17 protein-coding genes are annotated in these 18,600 nt (G+C 59.1%); 2 read left to right on the plus strand and 15 right to left on the minus strand.

Annotation, left to right across the window (positions count from 1 at the left end; all coding sequences use genetic code 11):
• The 15 genes from rnhB to rpsB all read right to left on the minus strand — a co-directional run bounded on the left by rnhB (position 1) and on the right by rpsB (position 14,640).
• The gene (rnhB, locus tag ACP7BX_RS03335) at positions 1–633 is read right to left on the minus strand and encodes a ribonuclease HII (RefSeq protein ID WP_133074432.1); all 633 of its coding nucleotides are present in this window, start codon (positions 631–633) and stop codon (positions 1–3) included.
• Positions 630–1,769, minus strand: coding sequence for a lipid-A-disaccharide synthase (lpxB, locus tag ACP7BX_RS03340; protein WP_426129809.1), 1,140 nt, complete (start codon positions 1,767–1,769; stop codon positions 630–632). Before lpxB ends, rnhB begins: the two co-directional genes overlap by 4 nt.
• 2 nt (positions 1,770–1,771) lie before the next feature.
• The gene (gene lpxA, locus ACP7BX_RS03345) at positions 1,772–2,548 is read right to left on the minus strand and encodes an acyl-ACP--UDP-N-acetylglucosamine O-acyltransferase (protein WP_033902786.1); all 777 of its coding nucleotides are present in this window, start codon (positions 2,546–2,548) and stop codon (positions 1,772–1,774) included.
• The gene (gene fabZ, locus ACP7BX_RS03350; protein WP_016976866.1) at positions 2,545–2,985 is read right to left on the minus strand and encodes a 3-hydroxyacyl-ACP dehydratase FabZ; all 441 of its coding nucleotides are present in this window, start codon (positions 2,983–2,985) and stop codon (positions 2,545–2,547) included. The genes lpxA and fabZ overlap by 4 nt, the downstream gene beginning before the upstream one ends.
• A gap of 111 nt (positions 2,986–3,096) precedes the next feature.
• On the minus strand, positions 3,097–4,152 hold the full coding sequence (lpxD, locus tag ACP7BX_RS03355) for a UDP-3-O-(3-hydroxymyristoyl)glucosamine N-acyltransferase (protein WP_426129814.1): 1,056 nt from the start codon (positions 4,150–4,152) through the stop codon (positions 3,097–3,099).
• A gap of 3 nt (positions 4,153–4,155) precedes the next feature.
• Positions 4,156–4,659, minus strand: a complete 504-nt coding sequence (locus ACP7BX_RS03360) for an OmpH family outer membrane protein (protein WP_033902788.1) — start codon at positions 4,657–4,659, stop codon at positions 4,156–4,158.
• A gap of 45 nt (positions 4,660–4,704) precedes the next feature.
• On the minus strand, positions 4,705–7,092 hold the full coding sequence (gene bamA, locus ACP7BX_RS03365; RefSeq protein WP_033902789.1) for an outer membrane protein assembly factor BamA: 2,388 nt from the start codon (positions 7,090–7,092) through the stop codon (positions 4,705–4,707).
• 74 nt (positions 7,093–7,166) lie between these two features.
• Positions 7,167–8,519, minus strand: coding sequence for a sigma E protease regulator RseP (gene rseP, locus ACP7BX_RS03370; RefSeq protein ID WP_426129816.1), 1,353 nt, complete (start codon positions 8,517–8,519; stop codon positions 7,167–7,169).
• Between the two features lie 53 nt (positions 8,520–8,572).
• The gene (gene ispC, locus ACP7BX_RS03375) at positions 8,573–9,763 is read right to left on the minus strand and encodes a 1-deoxy-D-xylulose-5-phosphate reductoisomerase (RefSeq protein ID WP_426129818.1); all 1,191 of its coding nucleotides are present in this window, start codon (positions 9,761–9,763) and stop codon (positions 8,573–8,575) included.
• The gene (locus tag ACP7BX_RS03380; protein WP_133074436.1) at positions 9,760–10,566 is read right to left on the minus strand and encodes a phosphatidate cytidylyltransferase; all 807 of its coding nucleotides are present in this window, start codon (positions 10,564–10,566) and stop codon (positions 9,760–9,762) included. Before ACP7BX_RS03380 ends, ispC begins: the two co-directional genes overlap by 4 nt.
• Positions 10,567–11,322 carry a polyprenyl diphosphate synthase gene (uppS, locus tag ACP7BX_RS03385; protein ID WP_016974405.1) on the minus strand — a complete coding sequence of 252 codons (756 nt, stop codon included), beginning with the start codon at positions 11,320–11,322 and terminating at the stop codon, positions 10,567–10,569.
• Between the two features lie 17 nt (positions 11,323–11,339).
• A complete protein-coding gene (frr, locus tag ACP7BX_RS03390; RefSeq protein WP_012722596.1) occupies positions 11,340–11,897 on the minus strand; it encodes a ribosome recycling factor in 558 nt (185 codons plus the stop codon).
• Positions 11,894–12,637: a UMP kinase gene (pyrH, locus tag ACP7BX_RS03395; RefSeq protein ID WP_003189161.1), complete on the minus strand. Its 744-nt coding sequence runs from the start codon at positions 12,635–12,637 to the stop codon at positions 11,894–11,896. Before pyrH ends, frr begins: the two co-directional genes overlap by 4 nt.
• Before the next feature lie 210 nt (positions 12,638–12,847).
• Positions 12,848–13,711, minus strand: a complete 864-nt coding sequence (tsf, locus tag ACP7BX_RS03400) for a translation elongation factor Ts (protein WP_038849203.1) — start codon at positions 13,709–13,711, stop codon at positions 12,848–12,850.
• A gap of 191 nt (positions 13,712–13,902) precedes the next feature.
• Positions 13,903–14,640 carry a 30S ribosomal protein S2 gene (gene rpsB, locus ACP7BX_RS03405; RefSeq protein ID WP_003189158.1) on the minus strand — a complete coding sequence of 246 codons (738 nt, stop codon included), beginning with the start codon at positions 14,638–14,640 and terminating at the stop codon, positions 13,903–13,905.
• A 387-nt stretch (positions 14,641–15,027) separates the two neighbouring features.
• Here rpsB and map point away from each other — a divergent pair, with 387 nt between their 5' ends.
• Both map and ACP7BX_RS03415 read left to right on the plus strand, forming a co-directional pair.
• Positions 15,028–15,810: a type I methionyl aminopeptidase gene (gene map / locus ACP7BX_RS03410; RefSeq protein ID WP_016975842.1), complete on the plus strand. Its 783-nt coding sequence runs from the start codon at positions 15,028–15,030 to the stop codon at positions 15,808–15,810.
• 62 nt (positions 15,811–15,872) lie between these two features.
• Positions 15,873–18,575 (plus strand): [protein-PII] uridylyltransferase, encoded by a 2,703-nt coding sequence (locus ACP7BX_RS03415; protein WP_426129821.1) that lies wholly within the window; start codon positions 15,873–15,875, stop codon positions 18,573–18,575.
• The last annotated feature ends 25 nt before the right edge of the window (positions 18,576–18,600 follow it).

An 18,600-nucleotide genomic window follows, 5' to 3' on the forward strand; every position in this document is an offset into this window, starting at 1 on the left:
CTAGACCTCGTTGAGGCTCTCGCGCAGCTCGTAGGCCTGGCGAACCGGGGCGAACGAGCGGCGGTGGATCGGCGTCGGCCCCAGGCGAGCCAGGGCTTCCAGATGAACGGGCGTCGGATAGCCTTTATGCCCGCCAATGCCGTAGCCGGGGTAGATCAATTCGAACGCGGCCATTTCACGATCACGGCTGACTTTGGCCAGGATCGAGGCGGCTGCGATGGCAGGTACCTTGCTATCGCCCTTCACCACTGCCTCAGAAGGCATGGCCAGCTTGGGGCAACGGTTACCGTCGATCATCGCCATTTTTGGCGTGATGTGCAGGCCTTCAACCGCACGCTGCATCGCGAGCATGGTGGCGTGAAGAATATTCAGCTCGTCGATTTCTTCGACTTCGGCCCGGGCGATGTGCCAGCTCAAGGCTTTTTCGATGATCTCATCGTAGAGCTTTTCACGGCGCGCCTCGGTGAGTTTCTTCGAGTCATTGAGGCCGAGGATCGGACGGTTCGGATCGAGGATCACCGCCGCCGTGACCACGGCACCGCACAAAGGCCCACGCCCGACTTCGTCGACACCGGCGACCAGTTCGTGGGCTTCGGCAACCAGGCTGAAATCCAGGCCTATTTGCGTGTTCATACGCTTTCCTTTTTCTGGCCGATCAAGGTCAGCACGGCGTCGGCCGCCTGGTTCGAGGCATCACGGCGCAATAGGCGATGGATGTCGTCAAAACCACGGGTCTGTTCTTCGCCGCCATCGATCAACGGTAGCAGCGTTTGCGCAAGGGCCTCAGGCGTCGCATCGTCCTGCAACAACTCCGGTACCAACAGGCGCTGGGCCAGCAGATTGGGCAGGGAGATATAAGGACTTTTGACCATGCGCTTGAGAATCCAGAAGGTCAGCGGCGCCAAGCGGTAGGCCACCACCATCGGACGCTTGTAGAGCAAGGCCTCCAGAGTGGCAGTGCCGGAGGCGATCAGCACCGCATCACAGGCCGCCAGGGCCAGGTGCGACTGGCCGTCGAGCAGAGTCAACGGCAGGTTGCGGCCTTCCAGCAGCGTTTCGATCTGCGCACGACGCTGCGGGCTCGCGCAGGGCAGCACGAAACGTACGCCCGGCTTCAAGGCTTGCAGACGCTCGGCAGCATCAAAAAATACCGAGGCCAGGCGGCCAACTTCGCCACCACGACTGCCAGGCATCAGTGCGACCAACGGGCCGTCGGGCAAGCCCAGTTCGGCACGCGCGGCGGCGCGGTCAGCCTGCAACGGAATGGTGTCGGCCAGGGTATGTCCGACAAACCTTACCGGCACGCCCTTCTCTTCGTAGAACCGCGCCTCGAACGGCAGCAACGTCAGCATCAGGTCACAGCCTTCACGGATCTTGAGCACGCGCTTCTGCCGCCACGCCCACACGGACGGGCTGACGTAGTGCACGGTCTTGATGCCGGCCTGACGCAATTTGAGTTCGATGTTGAGCGTGAAATCCGGCGCATCGATGCCGATGAACACGTCGGGCTTTTCTTTGACCAGGGTCTGGATCAGCAGCTTGCGACGGGCCAACAGCTCACGCAGGCGACCCAGCACTTCGACCAGTCCCATGACCGACAAACGCTCCATAGGAAAGTAGGACGTGAGCCCTTCAGCCTGCATCAGTGGACCGCCGACGCCAATGAATTCAACCGCCGGATGCTGGGCCTTGAGGGCCCGCATAAGACCTGCGCCCAAAATGTCGCCGGAAGCTTCCCCGGCCACCAGCGCGATACGCAGATTGGCCATGATCAGCGGGTGATGCCGCGGGTCGACGCCTGGATCGAGTCACGGAACACCGCGACTTCCGGGAACAACGCTGCCGGCTCGACCAGTTGGGTCAACGCCTGGTCAACCGTGAGCCCCTGGCGGTAAACCACCTTGTAGGCTCGGCGCAGGGCGTGGATGGCGTCTTCGCTGAAACCACGACGGCGCATGCCTTCGAAGTTCATGCTGCGCGCTTCGGCCGGGTTGCCGAATACCGTGACAAATGCCGGAACGTCCTTGCCAATGGCGGTGCCCATGCCGGAAAAGCTGTGGGCGCCAATATGGCAGTACTGATGGACCAGGGTGAACCCGGACAGAATCGCCCAATCGTCAACGTGCACATGCCCGGCCAACGCGGTGTTGTTGACCAGGATGCAGTGGTTGCCGATGACGCTGTCGTGACCGATGTGCGCGTAGGCCATCACCAGGTTGTGATCACCCAGGGTGGTCTCGGCCCGATCCTGAACGGTACCACGGTGAATGGTCACGCCTTCACGGATGATGTTGTGGTCACCGATTACCAGGCGTGTTTCTTCCCCCTTGTACTTCATGTCCGGGGTGTCCTCGCCTATCGACGAGAACTGGTAGATGCGATTGTGTTTGCCAATGCGGGTCGGACCTTTGAGGATCACGTGCGGCCCGATGACAGTCCCCTCGCCGATTTCCACACCTGCGCCGATGATCGACCAAGGGCCGACCTCAACGTCGGCGGCCAGAACGGCCGACGGATCGATGATTGCGCGAGGGTCAATCAAACTCATAGTTTGCGTTCCGCGCAGATGATCTCGGCGGAGCATACCGGCTTGCCGTCCACCGAAGCCTGGCATTCGAACTTCCAGATCTGGCGCTTGCAGCTGATGAACTTGGCTTCCAGGATCAACTGGTCACCCGGGGTAACCGGGTTGCGGAAACGCAACTTGTCGGAGCCCACGAAATAGTAAAGCGTGCCGTCGGCAGGCTTGAGGTCGAGCATTTTGAAACCAAGGATACCGGCAGCCTGGGCCATCGCTTCGATGATCAACACACCCGGCATGATGGGATGCGCGGGAAAGTGACCGTTGAAGAACGGTTCGTTGATGCTGACATTCTTGTAGGCACGAATGCGCTTTTCCTCGATGTTGAGGTCCACTACGCGATCCACCAGCAGGAACGGGTAACGGTGAGGCAGGTATTCGCGAATCTCGTTGATGTCCATCATTTCGGGGGGAAGCCTGTAATAAAGATTGGGGGCGGGCGAACTAAACGCACGCCCCGCTAGCAAATCAAGGAGGCAGTCTAGCGGCTGTGCACACTTGATATGGAAATGGTATCAGCCTTCTGATGAAGCATTACCGCCAGGGGTCACGTCCCCAACACGCTTTTCCAGCTGTTTGAGACGTCGAGCCATGTCGTCGAGCTGCCTCAACCGCGCTGCACTCTTGCGCCATTCAGCCGCAGGCTGCATGGCGGTACCGGAAGAATAGGCCCCTGGCTCGGTGATCGAGTGGGTGACCATGGTCATGCCGGTGATGAAGACGTTGTCGCAAATATCGATATGCCCTACCAGCCCGACGCCACCGGCGAGCATGCAATGCTTGCCGATCTTGGTGCTGCCGGAGATACCCACGCAGGCCGCCATGGCGGTGTGATCGCCAATCTGCACGTTATGGGCGATCTGGATCTGGTTGTCGAGCTTCACGCCATTGCCAATCACGGTATCGGCCAGGGCCCCGCGATCGACAGCCGTGTTCACGCCGATTTCCACGTCGTCACCGATCAGCACACCGCCGACCTGGGCGATCTTGTTCCAGATGCCCTTGGCGTTGGCAAAGCCGAAACCTTCACCGCCAATCACGGCACCCGACTGGATGACTACACGCTCACCGATACGCACATCGTGGTACAAGGTCACGCGCGGCGCCAGCCAACCGCCGGCGCCGATTTGGCAGCGCGCGCCGATAAAGCAGTGGGCACCAACCGTGACATCGGCCGCAATGCGTGCCCCACTCTCGATCACCGCAAAGGCGCCGATGCTGGCCGCAGGATCAACCTGGGCATCCTCGGCAATGACCGCAGATGGATGAATACCGGCAGCAGCCTTGGGTTTCGGATCGAACAGGTGCGACACCCGCGCATAGGCCAGGTAAGGGTCAGGCACCACCAGCGCATCCCCGGCAAACCCTTCGGCGTCAGCGGCTTTCAGCAACACGGCTGCAGCTTGGCTATCGACCAGGTATTTACGGTATTGGGGGTTTGCGAGGAAGCTCAACTGAGCTGGGCCAGCCTCCTGCAAGGTGGCTAGCCCAGTGATTTCTTTCTCCTGGGAGCCACGCAAGGTGGCTCCCAGGAACTCGGCCAACTCGCCGAGCTTGATAGTCGCGGTCATGGCTTACTTCAGCTGGTTCATGCGCTCGATCACCTGACGGGTGATGTCGTATTGAGGCTTGACGTCGATCACAGCGCCACGCTCGAACACCAGGTCAAAGGCACCTTTCTTGATGACTTCTTCTACAGCGCTGTCGAGTTTCGGCTTCAGTTGTTTCAGCATTTCACGATCAGCAACAGCCTTGGCTTCGTTCAGTTCTTTGGACTGGAACTGGTAGTCACGGGCCTTTTGCTTGAATTCAAGCTCCAGACGCTCGCGCTCGCCTTGCTGCATCTTGTCGCCACCGGCAACCAGACGATCCTGGATACCTTTAGCGCTGCTTTCGAGAGTCTTGAGCTTGGTCAGTTGTGGGCCGAACTTTTTCTCGGCATCCACGGCATAACGCTTGGCCGCATCGGACTCCAGCAGGGCCATCTGATAGTTCAGGACGGCGATTTTCATTTCGGCGAAGGCCGGGGTCGCTACCAGCACGGTTGCCAGCAGAACCAATTGAGTCAACTTACGCACGATGCACTCCTACAGAATCCGTTGTCGTTATCTTGGGTCAGACGCTTAGAACGTCTGGCCGAGGGAGAATTGGAAAATCTGGGTTTCAGCGTTGTCCGGTTTCTTGATCGGCATGGCCAGAGCAAAGCTCAATGGGCCCAGCGCGGTCACCCAGGTCACACCCACACCCACGGAGCTTGCCAGATTACTGAGGCTCACGTCGTTGCACTCGGTCTTGGACTTCACACCGCTCGGGTTGGTGATCTGCTCGCACTTGGAGTCGAACACGTTACCCACGTCCCAGAAGACCGAAGTCCGCAGGGAACGCTGATCTTTCACAAACGGCAGCGGGAACAGGATTTCCGCACCGCCCTGGATCAGAACGTTACCACCGAACGGCAGTGGGTCATTGTCCGAGTCAACCACAGTGCCCTGGTTACCGGTTACGCCAACACCACGGCTTGGAGTACCACGAGGGCCCAAGGTGCTGTCTTTGAAACCACGTACGGAGTTGAAGCCACCCGCGTAGTAGTTCTCGTAGAACGGTAGACCATTGGTGGAGCCATAACCATCGCCATAGCCCAGTTCAGTGTGCAGGCGCATGGTGTAGTTGTCGCTCAACGGCGTGAACAACTGGCCACGGTAGTCGAGTTTGAAGAACGACAGGTCGCTGCCCGGCGTGGTGGTTTCCAGGGTCAGGCTCTGGGAGTGACCACGGGTTGCCAGTACACCTTTGTTCAGGGTCGACTCGGACCAGCCGGCAGACGCCTTGAAGTTCAGGAACTTGTCGCCTTCACGACGGGTAAAGTCGAAGATCTCGTCCACGGTGTACACACCGGTCTTGATCTCATCCTGTTGCGCGGTCAAACCGAACGTCAGACGCGAAGTCTCGCTGATCGGGTAGCCCACGTTGACACCGGCGCCGAGGCTGTCGATCGCATAGCTTGCAACATCAACGTCGAGGTCTTTGTAGTCGGTGGTGCGGTAGAAGGCGTTGTAGCCCAGGCTCACACCGTCAGCAGTCCAGTAGGGGTCGGTATAACCGAAGTTGTATCGGCTCTGGTATTCGCTTCGGGTCAGGCCGATGGAAACACGGTTACCGGTACCCAGGAAGTTGTTCTGGGTGATCGAACCACCGAGGATCAGACCGGCACTCTGTGCGAAGCCGACGCTGGCGGTGATGGAACCCGATGCTTGCTCTTCCACGGCGTAGTTCACGTCAACCTGGTCATCCACACCCGGTACGGCCGGGGTTTCGACGTTGACTTCCTTGAAGAAGCCCAGGCGTTCAAGACGGGTCTTGGACTGGTCGATCAGGTAAGTCGATGCCCAGCCACCTTCCATTTGGCGCATTTCACGACGCAGCACTTCGTCCGCAGACTTGGTGTTGCCACGGAAGTTGATACGGTTCACGTAGGCACGCTTGCCTGGATCGACCACAAAGGTGATGTCCACGGTGTGGTCATCATCATGGGGCGTCGGCACGCCGTTGACGTTGGCGAAGGTGTAGCCTTCGTTACCCAGGCGACGGGTGATCAGCTCGGAAGTGGTGGTCATCAGCTTGCGCGAGAACACTTGGTCCTTCTGCACCAGCAACAGCGCCTTGACCTGGTCTTCAGGCACTTTCAGGTCGCCGCTCAGCTTCACGTCACGAACCTTGTACTTCTCGCCTTCGTTGACGTTGACGGTGATGTAGACGTGCTTCTTGTCCGGGGTGATGGACACCTGGGTCGAAGCGATATCCATGTTGATATAACCACGGTCCAGGTAGTAGGAACGCAGGCGCTCCAGGTCACCGGACAGCTTTTCGCGGGCGTACTTGTCATCGTTCTTGAAGAACGACAACCAGTTGGTGGTCTTGAGTTCGAACAGGTCGATCAGGTCTTCATCAGCGAACTTGGTATTGCCCACCACGTTGATGTGCTGGATCGCCGCCACGGTGCCTTCGTTGATGTTGACCTTGAGGCCGACACGGTTACGAGGTTGCGGCACCACTTCCGTTTCCACGGTCGCGGAATAGCGACCCTGGGCAACGTACTGGCGTTGCAGTTCGTTACGCACACCTTCAAGGGTGGCGCGCTGGAAGATCTCGCCTTCGGCCAGGCCGGATTGCTTGAGACCTTTCATCAGGTCTTCAGTAGAGATCGCCTTGTTGCCTTCGATCTCGATACTGGCGACGGAAGGTCGCTCGACCACGGTGATGACCAGGACGTTGCCTTCGCGACCCAGTTGGATGTCTTGAAAGAAACCGGTTTTGAACAGCGCACGAGTGGATTCCACCAGGCGACGGTCATCAGCCTGTTCACCGACGTTCAACGGTAATGCACCAAAGACGCTACCCGCGGAAACCCGCTGGAGGCCGTTGACGCGAATATCGGAGATGGTGAAGGACTCGGCGTGAACTTCGGCGATCATCAATACGGTGAGAACCGCAGTTAGCAGCAGACGTTTCATGAAGTCCTTTCTTATTCCAACTGGCAATAAACAAACTGCCGCAAAATGCGGCAGATTCGCAATTCAGCGAAGCGTTACAGTCGACCCAGATCGTTGACCAAGGCTAATAACATCACCCCGACCACCAAACTGATACCGATCTGTATCCCCCAACCCTGCACCCGATCCGACAAGGGGCGACCACGCACCCACTCGACCAGATAAAACAACAGATGCCCCCCATCCAGTACAGGAATGGGCAACAAATTCAGAACACCCAGGCTAATACTCAGATAAGCCAGGAAATTCAGGAAATCCGCGACACCCGACTGGGCAGAAGCGCCCGCCACTTTAGCAATGGTTATCGGTCCACTCAAGTTTTTTACCGAGAGCTCGCCGAACAACATTTTCTTGAGGGATTCCAGGGTCAGCACACTCATGGTCCAGGTGCGTTTTGCACCTTCGCCAATCGCTGCCAACGGCCCGTAGCTCACCTCGCGCACCATCGATGGCGGCCAGTCGACAGCCTTGACCCCGGCACCCAGGTAACCCCCGGCAGCCTTGGCTTCCCCACGGACCGACAAGGTCACCGGGACGTCGATTTGAGCACCGTCGCGCTCAACTTTCAGCACAATTTTAGTATCAGGACGTACACGAACCAGATCGACCACCTGCTGCCAGTCACCCAGCACCTGCCCGTCAAGGGCCAACAGGCGATCACCGGTTTTCAGGCCGGCAGCCTGGGCCGGACCTTTCGGGTCCAGCTCAGCGAGGACCGGCGGCAAGGCCGGACGCCATGGGCGTATGCCCAGGGACTTGATCGGATCAGGCTCATCAGAGCCCTTGAGCCAATGATCGAGGGCCAGCTCACGCGGGGTTTCGCTGGTGGAATCCTGCTCGCGCACCACCACGTTGACGATGCCGCTTTCACCCAGACGACGCACCAACTGCAAATTGACCGCGCCCCAGCCCGTGGTGGGTTCGCCATCAATGGAAACAATTTCCTGCCCGGCAACCAATCCAGCCTTGGCGGCAATACTGTCCGACTCGACCGCGCCAATGACCGGACGCACCTGCTGGCTGCCCAACATGGCCAACACCCAGAAGAACACCATCGCCAACAGGAAGTTGGCGATCGGGCCGGCGGCGACAATGGCGATACGCTGACGAACGGTCTTGCGATTGAAAGACTGATCCAACTGATCTGCCGGCACTTCGCCTTCGCGCTCATCGAGCATCTTGACGTAGCCACCCAGCGGGATAGCCGCAATCACAAACTCGGTGCCACGACGGTCGTGCCAACGCACCAGCGGCATGCCGAAACCGACGGAAAAGCGCAGTACCTTGACGCCGCAACGACGCGCCACCCAGAAGTGGCCGAATTCGTGGAAGGTAACCAGCACACCCAGAGCAACCAGGGTGCCGACAATCATGTAAAGCGCACTCATCTAATTTCTCCGCATTCCAATCCAGTGCCTGAAGACTCAAACCTGCCTGCAGACTAACGCGCGTTGCGGCTCAACCATTGTTCTGCCAGGGTCCGAGCCTTGGTATCGGCCTCGAAGACGGCCCCAAGATCATTCACTGCGACGACAGGCTCAAGCGCCAGGACATCCTCGATGATACTCGCGATCTGCGGAAAGCGGATGCGCCGTTCGAGAAACGCTGCCACAGCCACTTCGTTGGCCGCGTTCAGCATCGCCGGTGCGCTGTTACCCGCTTCAGCCGCCTGCCGCGCCAGGCTTAGACAAGGGAAACGTTGCTCGTCCGGCGCCTCGAAGTCCAGACGGGCCACAGCAAACAGATCCAAAGGCGCTACGCCCGAATCGATCCGCTCCGGCCAGGCCAGGGCGTTGGCAATCGGCGTGCGCATATCAGGGTTGCCCAACTGCGCCAGGACCGAACCGTCCACGTAGTCGACCAGGGAATGAATCACACTTTGTGGGTGAATCACCACCTCGACCTGATCCGGACGCGCATCGAACAACCAGCACGCCTCGATCAGCTCCAGGCCTTTGTTCATCATGCTCGCCGAATCCACGGAGATCTTGCGCCCCATGGACCAGTTCGGATGAGCGCACGCCTGGTCGGGCGATACGTGCTCCAGTTCAGCCAGCGGGGTTTGTCGGAACGGGCCACCGGAAGCCGTCAGCAGGATCCGACGCACACCCACCTGGCTCAGGCCACGGGCATAATCGCCGGGCATGCACTGGAAGATTGCATTGTGTTCGCTGTCCAGCGGCAACAACACGGCACCGCTCTTGCGCACCGCCTGCATAAAGAGCGCACCGGACATGACCAGCGCTTCTTTATTGGCCAGCAGGATTTTCTTGCCAGCGTCCACGGCAGCCAAGGTCGGACGCAGGCCCGCAGCGCCGACAATGGCGGCGACGACAGTATCGACTTCAGCATCGGCCGAGACCTGGCACAGCCCCTCCTCGCCCACCAACACTTGAGTGGACAACCCGGCAGCCCGAAGATCGTCCCGCAGCCCACGAGCCGCCGCCGCCTCAGGCACCACGGCGAAACGCGGCGCATGACGCACGCACAAGGCCAGCAATTCGCTCAAACGGGTAAAACCGGTCAGGGCAAAGACCTGGTAGCGATCAGGATGACGAGCAATAACATCGAGGGTACTCAACCCCACCGAACCGGTTGCACCCAGCACGGTGACTTGCTGCAGGCGGCTCACGAAGCGGTCATCCACAAGAGTACGGCAAAGATCGGGATGGCAGCGGTCAGGCTGTCGATGCGGTCCAATACGCCGCCGTGACCCGGCAGCAGGTTGCTGCTGTCCTTGATCCCGGCCTGACGCTTGAACATGCTTTCGGTGAGATCACCCACGACCGAGATGAACACGACAATGGCGGTGGCCAGCAGCGCCAAAAAGATTTCCTTCACCGACCAGCCGCGCACAACACCGACAACGAGTGCGATCACCAGGGTCAACGCCAGGCCGCCATACACGCCCTCCCAGCTCTTGCCTGGACTGACCGCCGGCGCCAGCTTGCGCTTGCCGAAGGCCCGGCCTGAGAAGTAGGCGCCGATATCAGCGCCCCAGACCAGCACCATGACCGCCAGGATCAGCCAATTACCCATTGGGTAACGCTTGATCTCCACCAACCCTTGCCAGGCTGGCAACAGAATCAACAAGCCAATCACCAACTTGCAGGCCACACTTGACCACTTGCCGCTGGTGCGTGGAAAGGTCAGCACCAGGAATGTCGCCAGCGCCCACCACAACACGGCCGCCCCCAACACCCACGGCGCTAGGTCCGGCAGGATGTACAAGAGGAACGCCAAGGCAGCTACGACAGCGGCATACACGACACGCGGCAATTGCGCGCTGAAACCCGCCAGGCGCGCCCACTCCCAGGCACCCAGGGTGACGACCAGACCGATAAACAGCGCAAAGGCGGAACCGTCGAGCAGGAAAAACCCACACAAGGCGATAGGCAACAGGATCAGTGCTGTGATGATTCGTTGTTTAAGCATTTAAACCCGGGCTCCAGCTTCGATCTGCTCGCTCGTTTTACCGAAGCGACGCTGACGGGAAGCGAAATCGGCCAGCGCATTGCGCATGGCATCGTGTTTGAAGTCCGGCCAGAACAGGTCGGAGAAGTACAGCTCGGTGTAGGCCAGCTGCCACAGCAGGAAATTGCTGATGCGGTGCTCGCCACCGGTACGGATGCACAAGTCAGGCAACGGCAGATCGCCGGTCACCAGGCAGGTTTGCAAGAGTTCGGGGGTGATGTCGTCCGGCCGTAGATGACCGGCCTGCACTTCACGCGCCAGACGCTGTGCAGCCTGGGCGATATCCCACTGGCCACCGTAGTTGGCTGCGATCTGCAGCACAAATCGATTGGCCCCGGCCGTAATGGCCTCGGCTTCGCGCATGGCGGCTTGCAGTTCGGGATGAAAGCGCGAGCGATCGCCGATGATGCGCAGGCTGATGTTGTTGTCGTTGAGGCGCTTGGCTTCACGACGCAAGGCCTTGAAGAACAAGTCCATCAAGGCGCTGACTTCTTCGGCGGGCCGTTGCCAGTTCTCACTGGAGAAGGCGAACAAGGTCAGCACCTCAACCTTGGCTTCGGCGCACACCTCAATCACAGCCCTTACCGCATCGACACCCGCTTTATGCCCGGCAACACCCGGCATAAAGCGTTTCTTCGCCCAGCGATTATTCCCATCCATGATGATCGCGACATGGCGCGGCACCACAGAGGGTACAGTCTGCTTGGTCTTTTCCATGAAGGCGTCCTGACCCCTTATACGGCCATCAGGTCCTTTTCTTTTTCTTCCGTGGCCTTGGTGATCTGGGCCTCGGCATCTTTGGTCAGCTTGTCGATATCAGCGGTGGCACGACGCTCTTCGTCTTCGCTGATTTCCTTGTCCTTGACCAGTTTCTTCAGGTCACCCAGGGCATCGCGACGAATGTTGCGCACGGCAACACGGGCGTCTTCGGCTGCGCTGCGCGCCTGCTTGGTGAAGCCCTTACGGGTTTCTTCAGTCAGGGCTGGCATGGAGATCAACAGCAGCTCACCCAGGTTGGTCGGGTTGAGGTTCAAACCGGCGCTCTGGATGGCCTTGTCGACAGCACCCAGCATGTTGCGCTCGAACGCGACAACTTGAAGGGTGCGCGAGTCTTTAACGGTAATGTTGGCGACGCTGCTGATCGGGGTATCGGAACCGTAGTAAGGCACCATCACGCTGCCCAGGATGCTTGGGTGCGCCTTGCCGGTACGGATCTGGCCGAATGCATGGCTCAGGGATTCCAGGGATTTCTGCATACGCGCCTGGGCGTCTTTCTTGATTTCGTTGATCATTGTTGGCCTTCCTCGATCAGAGTCCCTTCTGCGCCGCCGTGTACGATATTCAGCAGGGCGCCGGGCTTGTTCATGTTAAATACGCGCAGCGGCATCTTGTGGTCGCGGCACAGGCAAATAGCCGTCAGGTCCATCACGCCCAGCTTGCGATCCAGCACTTCATCGTAGGTCAGATGATCGAACTTCTCGGCATGCGGGTCTTTGAATGGATCGGCAGTGTACACGCCATCCACCTTGGTCGCCTTCAACACCACGTCAGCGTCGATTTCGATGGCACGCAGGCAGGCTGCGGAGTCGGTGGTGAAGAACGGGTTGCCCGTACCAGCAGCGAAGATCACCACTTCCTTGGAATTCAGGTGGCGCATGGCTTTGCGGCGGTCATAGTGATCGGTCACGCCGACCATGGAAATAGCCGACATCACGATAGCCGAGATGTTGGCACGCTCCAGGGCGTCACGCATGGCCAGGGCGTTCATCACAGTGGCCAGCATGCCCATGTGGTCGCCAGTGACCCGATCCATGCCGGCGGCGCTCAGTGCCGCACCGCGGAACAGGTTGCCACCGCCAATCACCAGGCCGACTTGTACGCCGATACCGACCAGTTGGCCGACTTCCAACGCCATGCGGTCGAGCACCTTGGGATCGATCCCGAACTCTTCCGAGCCCATCAGGGCCTCGCCGCTAAGCTTGAGTAGAATGCGTTTATAGCGAGCCTGATAACCACTGCCCTGCTGAGCCATTGCGAATCTCTCCTGCGGCGTATTTTTAAAAATTCTTGGCGAGCCGTTTACGGCTTGCGTTCACTCTAGCTGGACGCTGCTACAGCGCCATCGGAACACGGCTTTGTAAGCCAGTTCCGAAGGGAAGCCAATTAAAATCGGCCTTCCCATTTGAAAAGAGGCTGCGCGCGTGAGCGGGCAGCCTCTTTCGGGCGACAGTTGAAAACTGTCTTATTGCTTGGCGGCAGCCAGCTGGGCAGCAACTTCTTCAGCGAAGTTGTCGACCGGCTTCTCGATGCCTTCGCCTACTTTGTAGTAAGTGAAGGAAACGATTTCAGCACCGGCTTTCTTAGCCAGTTCGCCAACCTTGATTTCAGGGTTCTTGACGAACGCCTGCTCAACCAGGCTCGCTTCAGCCAGGAACTTGCTGATACGGCCTTTGATCATGTTTTCAACGATGTTTTCTGGCTTGCCGGCGATCTTGTCGGCGTTCAGGCTCAGGAACACAGCTTTTTCACGCTCGATCGCTTCGTCAGAAACTTCCGAAGGCAGCAGGAATTCTGGGTTGCTTGCAGCAACGTGCATAGCGATGTCTTTGGCCAGCTCAACGTCGCCGCCTTTCAGAACAACGGCTACACCGATCTTGTTGCCGTGCAGGTAACCACCCACCACATCACCTTCAACGCGAGTCAGGCGACGGATGTTGACGTTTTCGCCAACCTTGCCGACCAGTACCAGGCGATCAGCTTCTTGAGCTTCGATCAGAGGCTCAACGGTAGTCAGCTTGTCGTCGAATGCTTTCTTGACGCTGGCAGCAACGAATGCCTTGAAGTCATCTTGCAGGGCCAGGAAGTCGGTCTGCGAGTTCACTTCCAGCAGAACGGCAGCTTTACCGTCTTCAACCAGAGCGATAGCGCCTTCAGCAGCGACGTTGCCTGCTTTCTTGGCGGCCTTGATGGCGCCCGAGGCACGCATGTCGTCGATGGCTTTTTCGATGTCGCCGCCGGCCTTGGTCAAGGCCTTTTTGCAATCCATCATGCCTTCGCCGGTACGCTCACGCAGTTCTTTAACCAACGCTGCAGTAATCTCTGCCATTTCAAAATCCTCTTGGATAGGTTTTCAACCATTCCACCCGATCAAACGGGCGATCAATTCTTCCCGAATCTCCGTTGTAGGCCACTGCACGTTACAAATGATGTAGCTGCGTTACCGACAAACGGTTTTCGAGGTGGCAAAAAGGGGGCCAAGCCCCCTTTTTGCTTACTGAGTCAACGCCAGGGCGCTAATTACTCAGCGGCAGCTACCGGAGCTTCTTCAACGAACTGCTCGGTACCACCAGCAACGTGGTTGCGACCACGGATTACAGCGTCAGCCATCGAACCCATGTACAGCTGGATAGCGCGGATTGCGTCATCGTTACCTGGGATGATGTAGTCAACGCCTTCCGGGCTGCTGTTGGTATCGACTACGCCGATAACAGGGATGCCCAGCTTGTTGGCTTCGGTGATCGCGATGCGCTCGTGATCAACGTCGATAACGAACAGTGCGTCAGGCAGACCGCCCATGTCCTTGATACCACCCAGGGAACGATCGAGCTTTTCCAGGTCACGGGAGCGCATCAGCGCTTCTTTCTTGGTCAGCTTGGCGAAAGTACCGTCTTCGGCTTGCACTTCAAGGTCACGCAGACGCTTGATGGAAGCACGGATGGTTTTGAAGTTGGTCAGCATGCCGCCCAACCAGCGGTGATCGACGTACGGCGAACCGCAACGTGCTGCTTCTTCAGCAACGATCTTGCCAGCGGAACGCTTGGTGCCGACGAACAGAATCTTGTTTTTGCCCTGAGCCAGGCGCTCTACGAAAGTCAGAGCTTCGTTGAACATTGGCAGGGTTTTTTCAAGGTTGATGATGTGGATCTTGTTACGCGCGCCGAAAATGTATTTACCCATTTTCGGGTTCCAGTAACGGGTCTGGTGACCGAAGTGCACACCGGCCTTCAGCATATCGCGCATGTTGACTTGGGACATGATAGTTCCTTAATAAGTCGGGTTTGGCCTCCACGTATCCCAATGACCAACCAGCGGCATCAAGGCCTCCGGCACCCAGGTCATCGTGTCGACACGTGTGTGGATTTAAGCTTTACGAGGTATCCCCGGAAAGCGGCGCATTTTATACCACAGCATCGGCAAAAACGGAATACGCAATCACATTTGCCGCTGCGCGCTTTCGTGTAACCCCTTGAATAGAGCCGACATAGCCCTACCTTATAGAGAGAAGCGATCATCAGAGGCTCATGATTTGAGGCCATCGTCTGTTAGAATCGCGTTTTCTGTGGCTTGTGCGAACTCTGCAACCTTTTGTCGCACGCCCGTAAACCGTATTGATTTCAGCGCGTCGCGCTAGAGAGAGCCTGTATGACCGTTAGCTTGAAAACCGCCGAAGACATCGCTGGCATGCGCATCGCCGGCAAACTGGCTGCCGACGTGCTGGAAATGATCGCCGAACACGTCAAGCCCGGCGTCACCACCGAAACCCTGAACCAGATCTGCCACGACTATATAGTCAATGTGCAGGGTGCCATCCCTGCGCCACTGAACTACAAGGGCTTCCCGAAGTCGATCTGCACCTCGGTCAACCACGTGGTCTGCCACGGAATTCCAGGCGACAAGCCATTGAAGGACGGCGACACCCTGAACATTGACGTCACCGTGATCAAGGACCGCTACTTCGGCGACACCAGCCGCATGTTCCACGTCGGCAATGTGCCGGTCTGGGCCGAGCGCCTGTCCCAGGTCACCCAGGAATGCATGTACAAGGCCATCGAAATCGTCAAGCCTGGCTGCCGCCTGGGCGATATCGGTGAAGTGATCCAGAAGCACGCGGAAAAGAACGGCTTCTCGGTGGTGCGCGAATTCTGCGGCCACGGTATCGGCACCGTGTTCCACGAAGAGCCGCAGATCCTGCACTACGGCCGCGCTGGCACCGGCATGGAGCTCAAGGCGGGCATGACCTTCACCATCGAGCCGATGATCAACCAGGGCAAGGCCGACACCAAGGTGCTGGGCGACGGCTGGACCGCCATCACCAAGGACCGCAAGCTCTCGGCCCAGTGGGAACACACCCTGCTGGTCACCGAAACCGGCTACGAGATCTTCACCCTGCGCGCTGACGACACCATTCCACGCGTTTCGGCGTGATGATTGCTTCGGTTTTCCCGCAACCCTGTAACTGACTTATAGATAGAAAGGAAAGCCGATCGATGCCCCAGGTGGACCCCGAACTCTTCGACCGTGGCCAGTTCCAGGCCGAACTGGCCCTGAAGGCGAGCCCAATCGCCGCGTTCAAGAAGGCCATCCGCCAGGCCCGCGAGGTGCTCGACGAGCGCTTTCGCAGCGGCCGGGACATCCGCCGACTGATCGAGGACCGCGCCTGGTTTGTCGATAACATCCTGCAAAAGGCCTGGGAACAGTTCAGCTGGAGTGAAGACGCCGACATCGCCCTGGTGGCGGTCGGCGGCTATGGGCGCGGCGAGCTGCATCCCTACTCGGACATCGACCTGCTGATCCTGCTGGACAGCGCCGATCATGAGATCTTTCGCGATTCCATCGAGCGTTTTCTGACGCTGTTGTGGGACATCGGCCTGGAAGTCGGCCAAAGCGTGCGCTCGGTCGACGAATGCGCCGAAGAGGCCCGCGCCGACCTCACCGTCATCACCAACCTCATGGAAAGCCGCACCATCGCCGGCCCCGAGCGCCTGCGCCAGCGCATGCTCGAAGTCACCAGCACCGCACACATGTGGCCGAGCAAGGACTTCTTCCTGGCCAAGCGTGCCGAGCAAAAGGCCCGGCACCACAAGTACAACGACACCGAATACAACCTGGAACCCAACGTCAAAGGCTCGCCCGGTGGCCTGCGGGATATCCAGACGATTTTGTGGGTTGCCCGTCGCCAGTACGGCACCCTGAACCTGCGCGCCCTGGCTGGCGAGGGCTTCCTGGTAGAGAGCGAAAACGCCCTGCTGGCCTCGTCCCAGGAGTTCCTGTGGAAAGTGCGCTACGCCCTGCACATGCTCGCCGGGCGCTCCGAAGACCGCCTGCTGTTCGACCACCAGCGCTCCATCGCCACCCTGCTGGGCTTTGAAGGTGAGAACGCGAAGACCAGCATCGAAAGCTTCATGCAGCAGTATTACCGGGTGGTCATGAGCATTGCCCAGCTCAGCGACCTGATCATCCAGCACTTCGAAGAGGTGATCCTGGCCCCTGAAGACGAAGCGCCGCCGCAGCCGATCAACGCACGCTTCCAACTGCACGACGGCTATATCGAGGCACGCAACGACAACGTGTTCCGCCGTACGCCGTTCGCCATGCTGGAAATCTTCGTGCTGATGGCCCAACAGCCGGAAATCAAAGGCGTACGCGCCGACACCATCCGCCTGCTGCGGGAGAACCGTCACCTGATCGACGACGATTTCCGCAACGACATCCGCAACACCAGCCTGTTCATCGAGCTGTTCAAGTGCAAGATCGGTATCCACCGCAACCTGCGACGCATGAACCGTTACGGCATCCTGGGGCGCTATCTGCCGGAGTTCGGTTTTATCGTCGGGCAAATGCAGCACGACCTGTTCCACATCTATACCGTGGACGCCCACACCCTGAACCTGATCAAGCACCTGCGTAAGCTTCAGTACACGCAAGTGTCAGAGAAATTCCCGCTGGCCAGCAAACTCATGGCCAAGCTGCCCAAGCCCGAGCTGATCTACCTGGCCGGCCTGTACCACGACATCGGCAAGGGTCGGCATGGCGACCACTCCGAGGTGGGCGCGGTTGACGCCGAGGCCTTCTGCCAGCGCCACCAACTGCCCGTGTGGGACAGCCGCCTGATCGTCTGGCTGGTGCAGAACCATCTGGTGATGTCGACCACCGCCCAGCGCAAGGACTTGTCCGACCCGCAGGTGATCCACGACTTTGCGCAGATCGTCAGCGATGAAACCCGCCTCGACTATCTGTACGTGCTGACTGTCTCCGACATCAACGCCACCAACCCGACGCTGTGGAACTCCTGGCGTGCCAGCCTGTTGCGCCAGCTGTACACCGAGACCAAGCGCGCCCTGCGCCGTGGCCTGGAGAACCCGGTGGACCGCGAAGAGCAGATCCGCCGCACCCAAAGCGCGGCCTTGGACATTCTGGTGCGCGGCGGTAACGACCCGGACGACGTCGAGCAGTTGTGGTCGCAGCTGGGTGACGATTACTTCCTGCGCCACACCGCCGGCGATGTCGCCTGGCACACCGATGCGATCCTGCAACAGCCCGCCGATGGCGGCCCGCTGGTGCTGATCAAGGAAACCACCCAGCGCGAATTCGAAGGCGGCACGCAGATTTTCATCTACGCACCCGACCAGCACGACTTCTTCGCCGTGACCGTGGCAGCCATGGACCAGCTCAACCTGAACATCCATGACGCCCGCGTCATCACCTCCAGCAGCCAGTTCACCCTCGACACCTATATCGTGCTCGACACCGATGGCGACTCGATTGGCGACAACCCGGCACGCGTGAAAAAGATCCGCGAAGGCCTGACCGAGGCCCTGCGCAACCCTGACGACTACCCGACCATCATCCAGCGTCGGGTACCGCGCCAACTCAAGCACTTTGCGTTTGCGCCACAGGTGACCATTTCCAATGACGCCCAGCGGCCGGTGACAGTACTGGAACTCAGCGCCCCGGATCGTCCGGGCCTGCTGGCCCGCATCGGCGGGATTTTCCTGGAGTTCGACCTGTCGTTGCAAAACGCCAAGATCGCGACCCTCGGCGAGCGCGTGGAAGACGTGTTCTTCATCACCGATGCCGACAACCAGCCGCTGTCCGACCCGGAACTGTGCCTGCGCCTGCAGGAAGCCATCGTCCAGCAGCTGAGCGTGACCCAGGAACCCGGCGTCGAGCTGACACGCCTGACTATTTGAAAAGCGTCGCCCCAGTTTTTAACGC

The organism is Pseudomonas sp. DWP3-1-3b3 (assembly GCF_049896305.1).
Classification (GTDB): Bacteria; Pseudomonadota; Gammaproteobacteria; order Pseudomonadales; family Pseudomonadaceae; genus Aquipseudomonas; species Aquipseudomonas azotoformans_A.